The organism is Shewanella sp. 1180_01, assembly GCF_052850535.1.
This window is the reverse complement of record NZ_VXCT01000064.1, coordinates 1-17,443: the sequence shown is the minus strand read 5'-3', so window position 1 is coordinate 17,443 and position 17,443 is coordinate 1. Positions and strand designations below refer to the sequence as shown.

Here is a 17,443-nt window from a genome sequence, read left to right as displayed (position 1 = left end):
TCTAGGTTGAATGAATGCCATAGAAAAAGCTGCCAATGGCAGCTTCTTAAGTGTTATCTATGTTCGGCGGTTAGCTTAGTTTTTCAATCTTAGCGGGTAGGCCTTGTCTTGCCGAGGCGCCACTAGCCCAGTCTACCAGCGGATAGCGGCCGTGACGACTGGGATCGAACAGATTTAAGTCGTTCATGTTGATCCCGACTCGGATCAGTGGATTGGCGACGATTTTAATCTCGTCAATCACAGTGTCCCGCGCGCCGAGTTCTTTATGGCCATAGCCATGTTCGATAGCGATGCAGTCAGGGTGCACTCCGGCAACACATTCCACTAAAGCGATCACGCTGCCGTTAGGCGTGCTGATTTTTACTGTGTCGCCCGTGCTGATGCCAAGGCGAGTGGCGGTTTTCTCGTTCAGTCGCACCGGATTATTAGGGTGCACTTGGCGTAAACGATCCGAGCCAATACTCATAGAACTCATGGTATGGGACTTGTAGCTGCTGATCAGCAAAGGCCACTGTGACTTATCAAACGCCCTATCGAGCGGCGTACCATCGGCCAAGGCGGGTTGATATAAGCGCGGACAACCACTCATAAATTCCCCTGTTAGGCTGTTGCGACGACTGCCGACGTCGGGATTCCACAGCATCATAGGTTTAGGCCAGACTTTACTCGGATTCCCCACGTCATCGCGTGCACCGCGCATTTCTTCAAAACGGCCTCCACGAGCAAATAAGTAACTGACTTTTTTGACTTCATCAGGCGTGAGTCTGGTATTGAGTTCACTTTGAATGCGGCTTACACCGCTAAGATACATGTCCTCGGCGTTGATATCGGCGACGGCTTTACCTAAATAGGCCACGTTGGCGGCGCCGTAAAGTGAGTAATCCGCTGCGCGCGTTAACGGGTGTAAGCTGCCATCGGCGGCCTTAACGGCATTTTCGCCAAAGCCGGGTAGTTGCAACTTCATCGCCACTTGGCTCAAGAAAGACTCCATGCACACCACGTCGCCACTGGCCATTTTCGCGACTCTTGGCTCGACAATCGGCCAACGACCTGTGGCAACTTTGGTTAGCGTGCCTTGCCATGCTGAGGTCCAGCCCCAAGACTCGTACGTTAAGGTGTCGGGCACTATGTAGTCCGACAGCACCGAGGTTTCGTTGATAAAGCTGTCGATGCTGATAAACAGCGGCAGCACCTTAGGATCTTTCAGTTGCTCACCAATAGCTTCCCCTAAACCCGCTTGACCATAAATTGGATTGCCCATGTGGTTAATCCATGCTTTGAGTCGATAGGGATAACCGTGCACCGCCGCCGTTAAATGTTCGCCAAGCAAGGGCGATGAAATCGGAAACCAAGGCTCTTTAGCGGGATAAGGCGATTCGCCCGCTTCGACTTTACGGCGATACTCTGAGGTTTTCTCGTAGGGGAATTTAGATCGCGATAGGAATACGCCCTTAGGCTCGACCATGGCGTCAAACTCCTGCAGATTATACCTTGGGCCTTTACCAAAGGCGGGGAAGGAACCGCCGGAGGCTAATGCACCGCCCTTTAAATTGATGTTACCTATCATAGCGTTGAGCATCATGATCGCCCACGCGCTATAGAAACCATTGGCGCTCATTGTGCCGCCGTGGGAGATTACTGCAGCCTTAGTGCCATGGCTGGTGAATTTATCTGCGAGGGCAATAATCTGCGCTTCGCTGATATCGCACTCCTTGGCATAGTGTTCCATTTCGAAGCTGTGCGCCGCTTCGCTTAACAGTTTGAAGCTGGATTTAACCGCAATCGCCCCCTTAGGTGTGTCGACGCTTTGATTAACGTCGAGCTTGGCTTTCAGGCTTTGGCTAGCCAAAACTATCTTGCCACTCATTGCATCGACAACCAACTGCGAGTCCTCCTCGCCGTAGGCTTTGCCGTCGAAAGGTAAGCCAAGATCGCTGGCAAAGAGATATTGGCCATATCTTGGATGGGTGGGCTCGCTGATTATCAAGAAGCCTGCATTACTAAAGCCACGGTAACCTGATGCTTTTGCGGCATCGACATTGGGCGCACTCAAAAAATCGGCGGCATAGCGCTGGTTATCGATAATCCAGCGCAACATACCCATGGCGAGTGCCGAATCGGTGGCGGGGCGGATCGGCAACCAAGTATTGTTACCCGCGCAAGGTTGATTCGAGGTATTGGGTAGCATGGGCGACACCACCACATAACTGAAATTGCTGTTATTCACCCGCGCGTTAGCCAATTGTCTTGCTTGGCGTTTAAAGGGATTGCCCGATTGCTGCGGCGAGGTGCCGATAAAGAGTAAAAATTCGCTATGGTCCCAATCGGGCTTCAAGTGGGCGTATTTTTTCAAATCATCCAATAAAGCGCCTGCACCAGCGCGGTAGGTAAACCCGCAATAAGCACCGTGGTTGGCAAAGTTTCGCGTGCCAAAGCTGTTGAAGGTAAAACGTTTGATAATGGCATCGCGTCCTTCATCTGAGGCGTTCGAGACCAGTAACTGGTTGGCCTTAGGACCGTATTCCGGATTATTGGCATCGAGCGGCGTGGCGATATCTCGAATCGCTCTTAAGCCTTCAACTTGGCCTTCGCCAAATAAATCACCGCCTTCGACGACTTCATTCAGCAACTGCTCAAAGCTAATGCTCTGCCATTGGCCACTGCCGCGCTTACCCACGCGCTTAAGACATTGGGTAACACGATGCGGGCTATCCAATTGTTCTAACATGGCATTACCGCGAGCGCAGGCGGTGGAACGCCCCTGTAGACCTTGTTCTTGAAAGGCGCTTAGTCCGACAAATGCGGTTTTGATTGGCGTATCGAAATCGATATGTTCCCGCGATGACAACGGATGATAAGGATTACCGCTGATGCGGATGATCTTATCGGTTTTTTGATCGATACGAGCGCGCACGCCGCATTTGGTCCAGCAACCTAAGCACATAGTATTGGCGACGCGCTGATCGTCATTGCTGATCAGCTGACCTGACTGTAAATCGATTTTGTATTCAGGTGTTAAGGAATTGCCATGCAGCGGATCTTGGGTCGATTTCCCCGAGGTGCCATTGACGACACCTTTGCCCATTTGCGCTAACGTATGGCTATAACCCGCGGCAAATAATCCCACACCACCCGTGACAGCGGCCCCTTTGATAAAACGACGTTTACTCTTATCCATGATGGACTCCTTCATTCTGTAAACTAATTGGGTGCTCAGCGAGCAAGCTTTGCCGCAGGCGTGTGGCGAATAAGTTCGGAGACCAGCGCCATTAATGCCAGCCAAAGGCCGAAGGTGCCGGCTATGCCTAATAGCCCTTCGGGTCCCCAAGGCAGTTGATAGAGGTAAGTCCCTGCGCCGTATTTAGGATCGGTTTGCGCTTGGATGAGCACTATCCAGCGAAATCCCCATGCTAAGTGAATGGCCATGAGGCTGACGACTAACATCGCCACATTGGGTAAGTGACGAATGGCGAGCATCAGTGCCAGCACGGCGAGTGTGACCAGTACCCAAATCGCGGCCAGTTGCCAACTTGGACTGGTTTCAAGCAATAACGCGGCTTCAGGGGCCGAGCCCTTATCGAATAATGCCCAGCCGATAAGGCACAGGGCGAACAGACCAAAGCTGGCCCTTACCCAGAGTAATAGCTTGTCTTGGGTACTTTGTTGGTAGCCTGTTAATAATCGATTCAATACCGCCAAAGTGCCGCAGGCGGCAAGCAGGGCGCTCATCGCCATTAAAGGTGGCAGCCAATAGGTATGCCACAGTGGCCGCGCCTTAATGGCCATGGTTTCCATGCCAGTGTAGAGGGCGATACTGCAGGCACTCAGGGCCGTGATCAGTGCGATCGGCTTGATGAATTTGTCACTGTTCCAATCACCGAATCTCAGTAATTGGCCGATACGACTCAGCCAATCTGAGTCTTGATGCGCGGTGTGCTTAGGCAGATATTGACGCAGCAATAGCCAAGCAAACAGCGCGCTGGTGCCCGAGAATACCGGCAGTAAAAAGGCGCCATACCACATCCAAGAATCGGGGCGAACTTGCGCATAAAAATGCCAAGCCCGCAGCGGTTGGTGTAAATCGGCGAGCAAGGCAATAGGCGCGACGATACCTGCGGTCAGCATTAAACAGGCGCAGAGTTTCAGCAGTCTGTAATCGGGTTTCGCGTGACTAAACAAGTGTATTGCCGCCACCCACACACTGGCATAGGCCAGACCCATCATAAAAAAGTATTGCACCGCCCAAGGTAGCCAAGTAATGGCGATATCTGGGGTAAAGATTTCTTTAATGACCATGGTGGATCTCCTCGCCAGTATCGGTAAGTAAGGTTCTAACGGGGGCTTGGCCGCTGATCTTGTCCACAAAAGCGCTGCTCATGCCGATGTAGAACACCCGTGGCGCAGTGTTGGCCGTGGGTTTAAGTACCTTGATATCGGTTTTATTGGTGGCGAGCAGTTGGCTTATCTGACTGTGGGGATCGTTAAGATCGCCAATCACACGGGCTTCTCCCACACAGGTTTCGACGCAGGCGGGCAGTAATCCCGCATCCAACCTATGGGCGCAGAAGGTACATTTGTCGGCGGTATTAGTGTCGTGGTTGATAAAGCGGGCATCATAGGGGCAGGCTTGCACGCAATAGCCACAACCAACGCACCATTCATTATCGACGATCACTATGCCGTCCTTGCGCTGGAAGGTCGCGCCCGTAGGACAAACTGGGATGCAGGGCGGGTTTTCGCAGTGATTACACAACCTTGGCAACATCAAAAAGGCGGGCGGCGTGGTATCTTCCTGCTGCGAGACTTCATACTGCTGCACTGTGGTACGAAATTGCCCTAGGGGCGGTTGATTCTCGATAGTGCAAGCGACGGTACAGGCTTGGCAGCCCACGCAGCGGCGTAGATCGATCACCATGCCATAACGTTTACCCACTTGGCCTTCGCTGGCACTGTGTACTTGAGGGCTGCGCTTATCATCCTGTGCATACACTTGCACCACAGGGATGAGTGCGGCGCCAACACTGACGCTGGCCATTTTGCCGAGAAACTGACGTTTACTCTTGTCCATACAGATTTCCTTCACTCTTGCAGATGGCGAATAAACTGGCTCATAGACCTTGAGTTAAGGTTTATGGCGAGGTTTAGAGGCATTCTGTAAAAGGCGAAGCGGCATAACTATAGTGGTTTTCCACATATCGGGTGTGGATTTGATCTAGCGCAACAAATATCCGTTAGAATAGCCTTCAAAATGATAGGGTTTTATTTTTACGGCTTTTAAACTTAAGTTTGGCCTGCTTGCAATTTGAATTGGATCTGCTTTTAACTGGATCTGAGCTTGAGTTGAAGTTGAGTTGAATTTGAGTGATTGGGGATAAAGGATTGCACTTCACGTTATTTAGGATGATGAAAACAGTGTTTAGCTCAGGGATGTCACTCAAGTGGCCGTTATCAATTCAAGGTTCAATCGAGCCTGAGATGACACAGCGAATGATTTTAAGGATGTCACTTAGGACTAAGGTGTTCATCACGTTATTAGCGTGCTTACTCGCTTCGGCAAACGTGTTCGCCGTAGAGCCGCAGAATCAAAGCGCGCTTTCGGATGTCATGGACGCAGAGGTTGTTGCGCCAGTCGCTACCGAAGAGCCCGGTTATCAAGTGGTCGATGTGGGCGTGTTAGCCATCCGCGGTTATAAGGCGACCATCAACCGCTGGCAGCCGTTAATGGGTTGGCTTGAAACCCAAATTCCCAACAGTTACTTTAGGTTACACCCTCTCACCCTCGATGAGCTCGCTAAGGGCGTTGAAACCCAAGGGCTCGATTTTGTGATCACTAACCCCGGGCAATCCGTGTTGCTGGCGCGGCAATATTCTCTCACTTGGTTGGCAACCCTGCGCAGCCCGTTAAATAATGGCGCGGCGATACAAGTGGGTTCGGCGCTGGTGGTGCGCGCCGATTCACCCTATCAGACTTTAACGGATCTCAAGGGACGTCGACTCGGTATAGTGTCGAGAAATGCCTTCGGCGGTTACTTGACCTTAGTGTACGAAGCGCAGCTAAAGGGCATAGATTTGCCTCGCTTTGTGGGTGAGATCATTCCGCTGGGATTCCCGCTAGATAATCTGTTGTATCAGTTAGATGATCAAAAAAGTGGTAATGATGCGGCGAAAGACAATCGACTGGATGCGGCTGTAGTGCCTGTGTGTCAGCTTGAGCAGATGCAGGCAGAAGGGCTGATTAATATCGGCCATTATCGGGTGCTCGATAACCAAACTCCGGTGGGATTTCATTGCCAAGTCTCGACTCGTCTCTATCCCAACTGGTCCATGGCGAAGACCAATCGCGCCTCGCAATCTTTAGCTAAAAGCGTGACCCAAGCGCTGCTGGCACTGCCCGAAGATCACCTCGCCGCTAAGACGGCCGATTCTGCGGGTTGGACCACGGCCGTGAGTCAGCTGGCGATCGATCAGTTACTTAAAGATCTCGACATGCATCCCCTGCAAACGCCTTGGTGGCAAAGGGCGTGGCAGTGGGTCAAGTTACATCAACAATGGGCTTGGTTTGTGCTGGCGATTCTGGTGCTGCTCAATGCGTACCATTTCTGGTTGGAGTATCGTTTTAGCCGTCGCGGCCGCGAGTTAATTAACACTCAGCGCCAGCTCACTGAAAACCGCGCGTTACTGGAACATGCCCAGCGCATTGCGATTGCTGGCGAACTTGGCGCGAGTCTCTCCCACGAACTGAATCAACCTTTGGCGGCGATTGGCCATTATTGTCATGGCGCCGAAGTGCGATTACAGCGGGGTACTAGCCCTGAGGAACTGCAATCGGTATTGACGTTGATCCAGCAGGAAGTCACGCGAGCCGACAGCATTATCAGCCGTTTACGCAACCTGTTGAAGAAGCGTCCTGTGTCGAAACAAGCTTTGTATTTGCATGAGTTGGTCAATGAGACTGTGCCGCTGCTCGCCTATGAGTTTGAACAACATCAAATCAATCTTGCCGTGAATGTGAGCGGCGAGCCCTATTTACAGTCCCTCGATGAAGTCGGCATGCAGCAGTTGTTGCTTAACCTGCTGAAAAACGCCTTTGACGCCTGCGTTCAGCGGCTAGAGCTTGAATCCAGTGGCACCAAACAGATCATCACGCAAAAGCCATACACGCCGACGATCGATATCGATCTTCGCTATCAAGAACGCACACTCTTGCTGACCGTCACGGATAATGGCACGGGTTTAACCGAAGCTGCCAGCCTGCTGATGCAAGCCTTTTATTCCACTAAATCAGAGGGATTAGGTTTAGGCTTAGTGATTTGCCGCGATATTGCCGAGAGCCATGGCGGGACGTTTAGCCTAGAAAGCGCTATGGGTGGCGGTTGCCAAGCGCAGGTGGCTATACCGCGTAAACCTGAACCTAATGGAGCTCAATAATGAGTCTTGCCTTACCTGTGTATTTAATCGATGACGATGACTCAGTGCGTCGCTCTTTGCGTTTTATGCTTGAAAGTTATGGCCTTAAGATCACCGACTTTGATAGCGCCGAAGCCTTTTTTTCCGCAGTTGACTTAACCTTGCCGGGTTGTGCGTTAGTCGATGTGCGTATGCCGGGTTTGAGTGGCCCGCAGTTGCATCTTGAATTAGTCGCCAAAAATAGTCCGCTAGCTGTGATTTATCTCACCGGCCATGGCGATGTGCCTATGGCGGTTGAAGCGCTTAAACTCGGTGCGGTGGATTTTTTTCAAAAGCCCGCCGATGGCGCTAAGTTAGCCGAAGCAGTTGTCAAAGCGTTGGAACATACCAAGGCGCATCATCAAGACAATCAGTATCTTGAGACGTATCAAGCACTCACGCCAAGGGAGCGGGAAATACTCAACCTGATTGCCCAAGGTCTGAAGAACCAAGAGATCGCCGATAGCCTTTGTATCGCCATGCGCACGGTCGAGATCCACCGCGCCAATTTGATGAAAGGCATGCAAGTGGGATCGCTGGCGGAAATGATGCTGATCTATAGCCGGATCGCCGAACGCCTGCGCCTTGAAGATAACCGCTAAAATTTACCTTTTACTGCGCTAATTGCCGCTTTGTTAGCCGCCTATTAGGGCTAAGTTATCGTATCATTGGCGGTTAGTATTGGCTTTTCTAGTAGTTTAGTTATGAGCTTAGTTATGAGCGTAAAGAAGAGCTTAGTTCTGAGCCTAATTCGAGGCGTAAAGACTGTGAGCCATGGCATTAGTGTCGCGCCGCTTAATTGCCAATACACCGCGATTGCCTTATTTTAGGGGCACTATTTTTAGGCCATGATTTTAACAGCACTTTTTTACCGTGCTTGTTAAGGTCTGTGGCCCTCTTGGATTGTTTTGCTTTGTCCTGTAGAAGGCTTCTGCAGCTTAGATAAGACACTCCCGTTTGCATAAGGAATGAAATGGCAAGCTTGATTCGTATTGTGCTGATTGATACGCACCTTCCGGGCGTTGTGGAACTCGCCCTCAATGGCCATACCAACATTTGTGGTACTAACGCCTCGGGTAAGACGACATTACAACGTCTAGTCCCTGTTTTTTATGGCGAATACCCAAGCCGCGTGGTGCCTTCGACCCGCGACAGTTTCGAGCGTTGGTACTTGCCACACGATTCAAGCTACATCATTTACGAATATCAAAAGGCCGATGGCTTACTGTACCAAGCCGTGCTGGCTTCGGCGGGCGATGGCAAGGGCGTTAACTATCGCTTTATCGCCAAAGGTTTTGAGCTAAGCGATTATATTAAATCGCAAAACGGCGACACTATTCTGTGCCACACCATGGCGGAATTAGGCCGTGATTTAAAACGTGCCGGCATCGCCACCACTAACTTGCTCAACACCCGCGAATATCGCGCCATTATCCAAAACGATCGCACCCTATTAAGTACGGGCAGCAACCGCAGCGAACTGCGCGGCTATGCCCGCCAATTTGCCCTGTGTGAGGGCGAGCATTCCCTGCGCCACATCGAAAAACTCGCCAAAGCGGTGCACTCCAAAGAAGGCAAGATGGAGACGGTCAAATCCATGATCGCCGCTATTTTGGAGGAAGACGGGGTTAACCCGCCCAGCTCACGTTTGAATCCGCAGCGCGTTGAAGCGTGGATCCGTGAAAGCCAACTTATTCAAGGGTTTGAAATCATTCGCCCTGAGTTTGAAAAACTCGAACAAGAATTTAACCAACTGCTCAGCGCCGAACTGCGCTTATCAAGCTTGTCCCGTGGTTATCGTAACGATGAAACCTTAGAAGCCGATCGCCAAGATATTCAGCAAACTTTATCTAAAGAGCTGAATTTAAAACTCAGATTGCTCGACGATGAATGGAAAGAGCAGCGCGATGAGCTCAACCTCGACTTATCCGCTGCCAAGGGCGATGTGGCAAAGTGCGAGTACGAACTCGATGCCATTGAAGATCAGCACAGCGCCTTTTTAGATGCCAACATAGAGCAAGCTAAGGCCGATCTTGAGATGCTGCCAAACTGGCGCACCGATGTTGAAAACCTAAGTGAACGCCATAAGCTGCAAACCGAGAAGCACCAAGATATCGAGGCGGCCTACAATGCCCGTCGCAGTAAGATTGGTGAGCAGTTAAACCGCGAGCTAGAAGGTTTGCATGCCGACCAAGACAAACAGCGCGAAGCCCGCGATAAGCAACGCGAAGTGGCGCGCACCGATATCGACGCCTTAGAGCTGCAATGGCGCAACCAAATGGATGCGGGCAAGGCCAGCTTTAGCGAGCAGGAATACCAATTCAAACTCACTGCCGCGGAGCTTAAATTACGAGTCGACGGCGTGACTTACACCGAAGAAGAAAAGCTCAGCCTAGCGATTTTCGACGAACGTATTCACCGCGCAGATGAAGAGCAAGAAAGCTGCAATGCCAAGGTCGAGCGCTTAAGCAGCGATGAACGCAAGCTCAGAGCCAAACGCGACCAAGCCAACGAAGCCTTGCGTATCGCCACCTTAAGGGTGAACGAGCGTCAAACTGCGCTGGATGAACTGCACCACATGCTGTTCCCGCAATCCCACACCCTATTGGAATTTTTGCGTAAGGAAGCCCAAGGCTGGGAGCAAAGTTTAGGTAAAGTGATCGCGCCTGAACTGCTGCATCGCACCGATTTACATCCAAGCTTAGTGAATGAATCGAGCGAAGCTTTCTTTGGCGTGCATTTAGATCTTAAAGCGATCGATGTGCCTGAATATGCCGCCTCCGAACAAGAGTTGCGGATTCGGTTAAGCAAAGCCGAAGAAGCCCACACTAGCGCCCAAGAAATGCAGGCCGAGGCCGAATCTCAGCTAGTGGCGATTAATGGCGAGCTGGATAATCTCAGCCGTGAACTGACCTTTGCCCGCACGGCTTACAAAAATAGCCGTGACGATCTGCGTCGCCTATTTGATGAAAAGCGCAGCGAGCAAGAGAAAATCAACAAAGCATTGAGCGAGCGCAAAGCCCATGCGGGACAAAGACTGACTCAACTCGATGGTGAGCTAAAACAGCTTAAACATCAGCACGAACTCTGGCTCGAAGAGCAAAAAGAGCAAGCGCTCGAAGCGCGCATGGAAAAACAAGCCTATTGGCAGGAAGTGATCGGCGCGCTCGACAATCAACTCGGCCAAATTAAAGCGACCATTGAAGGCCGCCGCGAAAGCGCCAAAATTGAGCAGAAAGCCTGTGAGACTTGGTACAAAAACGAGCTTAAATCCCGCGGTGTGGATGAGGAGAATATCCTCAAACTCAAGCAACAAATTCGCGAGTTGGAAACCAAAATTAGCCGCGCCGAGCAGCGTCGCAGCGACGTACTGCGCTTTGACGATTGGTATCAGCACACTTGGCTGATGCGTAAACCTAAACTGCAAACTCAGCTTGCAGATGTGAAGCGCGCAGTATCGGAAATCGATCAACAGCTTAAGGCCAAAACTCAAGATGTTAAAGCTCGCCGTCAACAACTCGAAACCGAGCGTAAAGCGTCCGATGCGGCGCAGGTTGAAGCCTCCGAAAACTTAACTAAGTTACGTGCAGTAATGCGTAAACTCGCCGAGCTTAAGTTGCCGACCAATAACGAAGAAGCCCAAGGTAGCCTAGGCGAGCGTCTGCGCCAAGGTGAAGATTTGCTGCTGAAACGCGATTACTTGATGGGTTCGGTGAAGCAATATGTAGAGCATTTCGACTCAGTGATCGCCAGCAAGTCAGGTTCGGGCCTTGCCGAAACCTGGGAGCGTGCCCGCGAAGAATCGAGCTTTATCAACGACAAAGGCATTCGTCTGCTGGATTACCGTAAGTTAGTGCCACAGCTTGAGCAATTGCTGAACGTGATAGTGCCGCAATCGATTACTGCGCTGCGCGAGCAAGGACGGATTTTCGGCGTCGACTTAACTGCCTTCTATGATGTATTAGCCGATATCGACCGTCGCATCGCGTCCCAAAGTGCGCGTATTACCCGCGAAGTGGGCGAAGAGTTATTCCTCGAAGGCGTGTCTGAGTCGGCGGTACGTATTCGTTCGCGCATCAGCGAGTTAGAGTTCTGGCCTGAACTTGAACAGTTCGTCAAAGCCTTTAAACATTGGAAAGCCGATGGCTTTAATGGCTTGCCCGATGAGGATTACACCAACAGCATGCGCCGGGCCTTAGACATTATCGGCCGCGCTGCGTTAACGGGGGGCATATCTAAGTTGCTGGAAATCGAGCTGCGCCTTAAAGAAGGTAACAGCGATCTGATTATCCGCACCGACAGACAGCTTAACGAATCCTCAAGCCACGGTATGGCATATCTGATTTTGTGTAAGTTCCTGTTGGCATTCACACGCTTGCTGCGTGGCCGCGCCGATGTGACCATTCACTGGCCAATTGATGAGCTGGGCACTTTGCACCATACCAACGTGAAGAAGATTTTCGACGCCTGCGAAAACAACAATATTTGTGTGCTGGGCGCCTTCCCGAACCCAGAGTCTGAGGTGCTGAACTTGTTCGCCAATCGTTATATTATCAACAAACAAACCAAGAAGTTGCAGGTGGTTAAGCCTAAGGTGAACCCAATAGCCGACATGTTGAATAAGCGTTTGTCGAAGGAGGCCATCTAATGAGCGATGCAACTCAAACCGTATTAGTCGGTACTGGCGCTTTGATTGAACTGTTACTCAAGGGCGAGTTTATTTGCCGCACCACCAATGAAGAAGGCTGGCGCGCCCTTAAAAATAGCAGCACCCGCGAGCGGGTCGAAGGCTATTTAAACCAGATCAACCGTACCGTGGCGTCCGCCGCCGAAGGCGATGTGTTCTTCTGTGGTTATTTGCAGCTTGGCGATAGCGAGCGCAAAGTGATTTCATCGCAGTTTAAAGATATCTGTCAGGCATTGATCCCGCTGGTGGAATGGCTGGTATTAGTGCAAGAGGCCAGTGGTCAAGATGCGCCGCTGAGCGAAGGTGCGCCCGTGCGTTTAACTGAGCTGCAAAGCCGCATCGAAGACACGCCGGCGTTTCGTGAACAGCTAGCCAAGCTCAGCCAATATCGTTTATTTGGCTCGACCAGCACTAACAGCGACGCGCAAATCAAATTAGTCTTCAAACGCTTAGTCGAACTCGGCTATTTAGTACGCCCCAATGCGGAGAAGCAAATCTATATCGCCACGGGCAAGCTGGATTATTTGTATGAAGTCATTCGGTTTATCGACGAAACCGAAGGCCTAAGCCTAGAAGCGCAGGCAGAAACGGCGACTCAGCGGGACTTAATCTAATGTTGGCACGATTAAACCTAGGTAAAAGCTGCGACCAAGGAGGCCGTGATGAGCAGTAACTTACATCAGGCGGGGGTTAAGCTGCTAAAGCAGTTAGGTCGCCATGCTGACATCATTATGGACGCCTATTTGGCGGGTTCTCTTAATGAGGATGCCCACGATCCAAGCGTGGTTGAAAAGCTCAAACAGGCCGGCATTTTGTGGCGGCCAGAGCCAGATCAGGAGCTGCGGCTTAAGCGTTCTGTGCGTGCCTTGCTCGAAGAAGGTTTAAGCGACGAGCGTAATCGCCAAATCGACTCTAACGTCGGTTCGGCCTTAGCGACTATTAAAACCTTGGCCGACCACTACAAAGAAGCCCGTCACAGCTCAGATTACAGCGCTGCCGAAGCCTATTTGTCGGATTTGAGTGAGCATGTTTATAGCTTTGCCGACAGTCTGCGTTATTCGATTCGTGTGCTCTGGGGCCGGATCAACAACGAGTTCGGTTATGTCGGTACAATCAACGCAAAGATCCGTGAAAACGAATTAGCCCAAAGCCAAGTCTCTGAATTGCTTAATGGCTTAGAGATGTTCCAGTTTAGTGAGCTTGGCGAAATCGCCGGCGATATCCGAGAGCTGCGCAAACTCTTAGTGACGACTTTGCAAGAAACCATGAGCGACTGCGCCCAGGAACTGAGCGTAGTGCAGGGGCGTTTACTCGAACTCTTAGGTCGCTTCAGGCAAATCCGTGGCCGTACCCGTTTGCTCAAGGGCTGGTTACTCTACACTGACTTGCATCCGGATTATCGTCCTGCGGACCATGTGTCCCACAAGGAAATTCCAAGCCTATTCAATCGCGCTGAAATCTTGCTCGCGCCTGCTGCAGTAGACGTGCACAACGCCAGCCAAGAACTGGAGTTGATGGGCATAGTCGCGCACATTAAAGCTATTAGTCGTCATCCCGTGATTGAAGCGGTGCGTGAGCGAGATGCGTCCGTGTCACTCACCCAAAGTGAAGATTTTGATGTGCCGGATAATCCGCTTAAACAGGCGGTGGATGAGTATTTTGTCGATGTAATTGAGTCTGGCCTGCGCCAATCTGCGCTGGAATATTTGGTGGATAAGGCATTGCCTTGGGAAGCCGAGAGCTGGATTTATCAAGTGATTGGCGGCTACGAAGGCCTACCCGATGAACACAAAGCTTACTTTGAGCTTGAGCCATTAGGTGAGCCGCATCCCATCTATAGCGGTAACTTTATCATTCGCGATGTTGAGTTATGGCTAGCCTAGGTCAGCAACAATTACAGCTGTTGGAGAACGCTTTTATTAAGCGTTCTGTAAAGGTTAAGCTCACGGCTAACTGGCGCGCGATTTACCGCGAGTTAGAAGTGGGCGAGTTAGATGAGTCTGAAAAACATTTGTGCTTCGCACCCAAAGACTTTGATCTGTTAAGGCAAGGCGTGTTGGCGCTAATGGGACTTGATCTCCGGGATCTGGATTTTAATGTCGATCGCATGGCGATGTCCGCCAAAAGTCATAATGAGAAGCTCGCCAAGATCCGCCCCGAAGCCGAGTATGTGTTACTCAAGTTTCTGGGCTTTCAATCGCCACCTGTTGCAATATCCGCTTTATCCTCGCTGCGTATTCCTTTGGATGAAGCACAAAAACATTGTCGTGAACTTCATGTCGCAGCCATCTTAGTGGTTGAAAACTTGGATGTGTTTGATGTTATCCATCAAGCGCGTTTACCTGAGGATCTAACAAACCTCATGGTCATTTATCGTGGCAGCGGTCATCATTCACCGATTGGCGTGCGGCATTTTTTGCAAACGATGGCAGGTGAGCTGCCGATTATCGCCTTTACCGACTTAGATCCCGCTGGGCTACAAATCGCCCATACCTTAATGGGGGTGACCCATTGCCTTGTGCCGCAACTTGCGCTGACGGCTGCTGCCGAGTTGTTGGGCATTGGGCAAATTAATTCAACCTATGATTTCGACAAGCAAGCGAAACAGACCAAATATCTTCAGCATGCCGATTTAAAGCGTTGGCAAGAATTAGCTTTTTGGTTAACTCAACACAGTATTAGCATCAAACAGCAACACCTGCTAGCTCACGGGCTTGAACTAGTGTTAGTGCCATATATTTAGCCATCACGCATTCCATCTCTCTGCGTTAGTGTAATTATCTAGTTTTAAATTCTTTTATAAGTTGAATTTTAGTCATTAAGACTGAGGTTGATTTTCTAATTGTTTTTAATATGTTTACATTGTGATTTATTGGTTTTCATTCTGTTTAAATGTGCAGTTTTAAATAAGTCTTTAGTCTGCTCATTGATTGAGCATAATTATTATTTGTCATTTAAAATCAATTTATTACTAATTTTCCGTGATGCGGTTAGCTTAATTTAAGATGAAAAAGTGAAATTTATTCATTGAATTAACGGCTAGCATGTTTCACTATCCCCTGCCTAAGCCAAAAATGGATTGGCAATTGTGCTCATCATGGAAGATGAATAACAAAAAAACTACATTTCTGGGGAAACCACAAGCATGATGAAATCACTTTCGACGCGGATCTTTATAGGTCTGTTTGCGGGTCTTATTTTCGGCACAATAGTGCAGTACTTCTTAAACGATATCGGCTTCTTCTCGGACAATTTGGTCGAGCTTGCCGGCGGCGTTGGCACTATGTTCGTCAATATGATCATGATGCTAGTCGTGCCATTAGTGTTTGTGAGTATTGTTTGTGGTGTCTGTGAGCTGCAAGATCTCAAAAGTTTTGGCCGTTTAGGCGGTAAGACCTTTGGTTTTTACATCATCAATACCTTTGTCGCGATCGCGACGGCATTATTAGTCGTGCTGTTACTCGATCCTGGTAAAGGCGTCGATATGAGCAGCACAGACGGCCTGGCCATTACTGCAACTGAGCTGCCAAGTTTGATGGCATTAGTTGTCGACATAGTCCCGCGTAACCCTGTGGCGGCGTTTATGTCGGGCAATATGTTGCAAGTGATCTTTATGGCCCTAATGCTTGGTGGGGTGATTAAGTCACTCGGTGAGCATGTCGCTGGCGCTGTGCAAGGTTTTCAAACCGCGAATAAAATCATGATGAAGCTGATTTCTGTTGTCATGAGTCTAGCGCCCTACGGTGTGTTTGCCTTGATGTTCAAGCTCGGCGCGACCTTAGATGCTGGCGTGTTTATGAGCGTAGTTGAGTACATGGTGCTGATCCTCGCGCTGCTACTAGTGTGGATTTTTGTGGTTTACCCAATGGCGGTGGGCATATTCACTCCGATTTCGGCCAAAACCTTCCGCGAGAAGACCCAAGAGCAAGTACTATTTTCACTGTCGACCGCAAGCTCGAATGCGACGATTCCTGTGACTATGCGCACCTTAACCGAAAAGTTAGGTGTGAATCGCGCGGTAGCAGGCTTTGGTGTGCCACTCGGCGCGACCATGAACATGGGCGGTGTGGCGATTTACATCACTATCGCGATTTTCTTTGTCGCTAACGCCTTTGGCATGCCTATCACCTCTGATCAATTACCTTCGCTGCTATTTAGCATCTTCCTACTCTCTGTCGGCGCCGGCGGTGTGCCTGGCGGCGGTATGGTGATGATAGGCGTGTTAATCCATCAAATGGGTTTACCGATAGAAGCCTTCGCGATAGTTGCGGCATTAGATCGCATTATCGATATGGTGCTGACCTCTTGTAACGTGGTAGGTGATGCTGCGGTATTGACCATAGTGGACCAAACCGAGAAAGTGCATCAGGTTGAACTAGCGAAGAGCTAATCTGGACGTTAAGTCATATGCTATAAATGCAAAAGCCACTGTCATTAGTGGCTTTTTTGTTCATATTGTTCTATTAAATGCTGGCTGAGGAGCCTACTGGACACAATCTTGTTTGAGCTTAGCCACAGCATCGGCAAAGCCTACGGCGACTAAGTCTGAACTAGTGTATTTACTAGAGCGAAAAGATACCGCTTCAAGGTGTAATTTTTGAGATTGGAGCTCACCTAAACTTCCCCATAGATCTGGGTTGGCTGCGCTCCCGCTGCTGAAATTCATCAGTGAGCCAGTACCATGTAATTTCAGCTTGATTTGTTCGCCACTGGTAATGATGAGTACGCTAGGATCACCATAAAATGCAAAGGATTCCGACATAGTGACATTGATACTAGGTTGCAGATCGCCAACGGAACAGGCCAAGGTTAATTTGAGATTTTTATCGATAAAATCGATGCTATGACTCTTCAGTGGTATTCCTTCTGCGTTTAGAGTTGAGGCCAAATCTTCCTTGGCATGGGCGTAGCCAATATGGCTGACGAGCATGAGAGCCAGTAACTGTGTTTTCACTTTACTACCTTGCGATTACAGGGATGGTTATTTACGGATAGATGCATTAGTGACAAGTTTGTCAAAAAGGTGGCGATTATAGATTTTTTTTACGCCTTTGGGTAAGTATTTTTAATGGATTTAAACCGTATGACTGATATCTAAATATTTAATGCAACAAGTTGAAAAATAGATATTACAAATAGCCGTATTAAGATTTAAATGAGTGCTGATTAACGAGTCAATAAGGTGAAATTAAGTTGGGATGTGTGGAATCAATCATGTGTTAAATGATGGGTTTAAATGTTTTTATTTGGCTTTTTAGGGTTTTATTTTGTTAAAAAGCCACTCAATAGAGTGGCTTTTTAATTTAGCAG

General features: G+C 49.7%; 11 protein-coding genes. 7 read left to right on the top strand and 4 right to left on the bottom strand.

Features of this window, described 5'->3' with window-relative positions; all coding sequences use genetic code 11:
• Positions 1-70: 70 nt before the first annotated feature.
• Genes FW758_RS21530 through dsrO form a run of 3 tightly spaced genes read right to left on the bottom strand, consistent with a single transcriptional unit; the run spans position 71 to position 5,068 of the window.
• Complete coding sequence (locus FW758_RS21530; RefSeq protein WP_446446464.1) at positions 71-3,178, bottom strand: molybdopterin dinucleotide binding domain-containing protein; 3,108 nt, start codon at positions 3,176-3,178, stop codon at positions 71-73.
• 35 nt (positions 3,179-3,213) lie between these two features.
• Positions 3,214-4,296 (bottom strand): NrfD/PsrC family molybdoenzyme membrane anchor subunit, encoded by a 1,083-nt coding sequence (gene nrfD, locus FW758_RS21525; RefSeq protein ID WP_446446463.1) that lies wholly within the window; start codon positions 4,294-4,296, stop codon positions 3,214-3,216.
• Positions 4,286-5,068, bottom strand: coding sequence for a sulfate reduction electron transfer complex DsrMKJOP subunit DsrO (gene dsrO, locus FW758_RS21520; RefSeq protein ID WP_446446462.1), 783 nt, complete (start codon positions 5,066-5,068; stop codon positions 4,286-4,288). The genes nrfD and dsrO overlap by 11 nt, the downstream gene beginning before the upstream one ends.
• Before the next feature lie 407 nt (positions 5,069-5,475).
• Between dsrO and FW758_RS21515 the strand changes: the two genes are divergently transcribed.
• The 7 genes from FW758_RS21515 to FW758_RS21485 all read left to right on the top strand — a co-directional run bounded on the left by FW758_RS21515 (position 5,476) and on the right by FW758_RS21485 (position 16,523).
• Positions 5,476-7,428, top strand: coding sequence for a sensor histidine kinase (locus FW758_RS21515; RefSeq protein ID WP_446446470.1), 1,953 nt, complete (start codon positions 5,476-5,478; stop codon positions 7,426-7,428).
• The gene (locus FW758_RS21510) at positions 7,428-8,048 is read left to right on the top strand and encodes a response regulator transcription factor (RefSeq protein WP_432371646.1); all 621 of its coding nucleotides are present in this window, start codon (positions 7,428-7,430) and stop codon (positions 8,046-8,048) included. The genes FW758_RS21515 and FW758_RS21510 overlap by 1 nt, the downstream gene beginning before the upstream one ends.
• Positions 8,049-8,419: 371 nt before the next feature.
• Positions 8,420-12,094 (top strand): ATP-binding protein, encoded by a 3,675-nt coding sequence (locus tag FW758_RS21505; RefSeq protein WP_446446461.1) that lies wholly within the window; start codon positions 8,420-8,422, stop codon positions 12,092-12,094.
• The gene (locus tag FW758_RS21500; protein ID WP_071939957.1) at positions 12,094-12,747 is read left to right on the top strand and encodes a hypothetical protein; all 654 of its coding nucleotides are present in this window, start codon (positions 12,094-12,096) and stop codon (positions 12,745-12,747) included. Before FW758_RS21505 ends, FW758_RS21500 begins: the two co-directional genes overlap by 1 nt.
• 48 nt (positions 12,748-12,795) lie before the next feature.
• Positions 12,796-14,016, top strand: a complete 1,221-nt coding sequence (locus FW758_RS21495) for a hypothetical protein (RefSeq protein WP_011845750.1) — start codon at positions 12,796-12,798, stop codon at positions 14,014-14,016.
• On the top strand, positions 14,004-14,876 hold the full coding sequence (locus FW758_RS21490; RefSeq protein ID WP_446446460.1) for a DUF7281 domain-containing protein: 873 nt from the start codon (positions 14,004-14,006) through the stop codon (positions 14,874-14,876). The genes FW758_RS21495 and FW758_RS21490 overlap by 13 nt, the downstream gene beginning before the upstream one ends.
• Before the next feature lie 402 nt (positions 14,877-15,278).
• Complete coding sequence (locus FW758_RS21485) at positions 15,279-16,523, top strand: dicarboxylate/amino acid:cation symporter (protein ID WP_446446459.1); 1,245 nt, start codon at positions 15,279-15,281, stop codon at positions 16,521-16,523.
• Between the two features lie 93 nt (positions 16,524-16,616).
• Here the strand turns inward: FW758_RS21485 and FW758_RS21480 are convergent, their stop codons facing one another.
• Complete coding sequence (locus tag FW758_RS21480; protein ID WP_126492775.1) at positions 16,617-17,087, bottom strand: hypothetical protein; 471 nt, start codon at positions 17,085-17,087, stop codon at positions 16,617-16,619.
• Between the last annotated feature and the right edge of the window lie 356 nt (positions 17,088-17,443).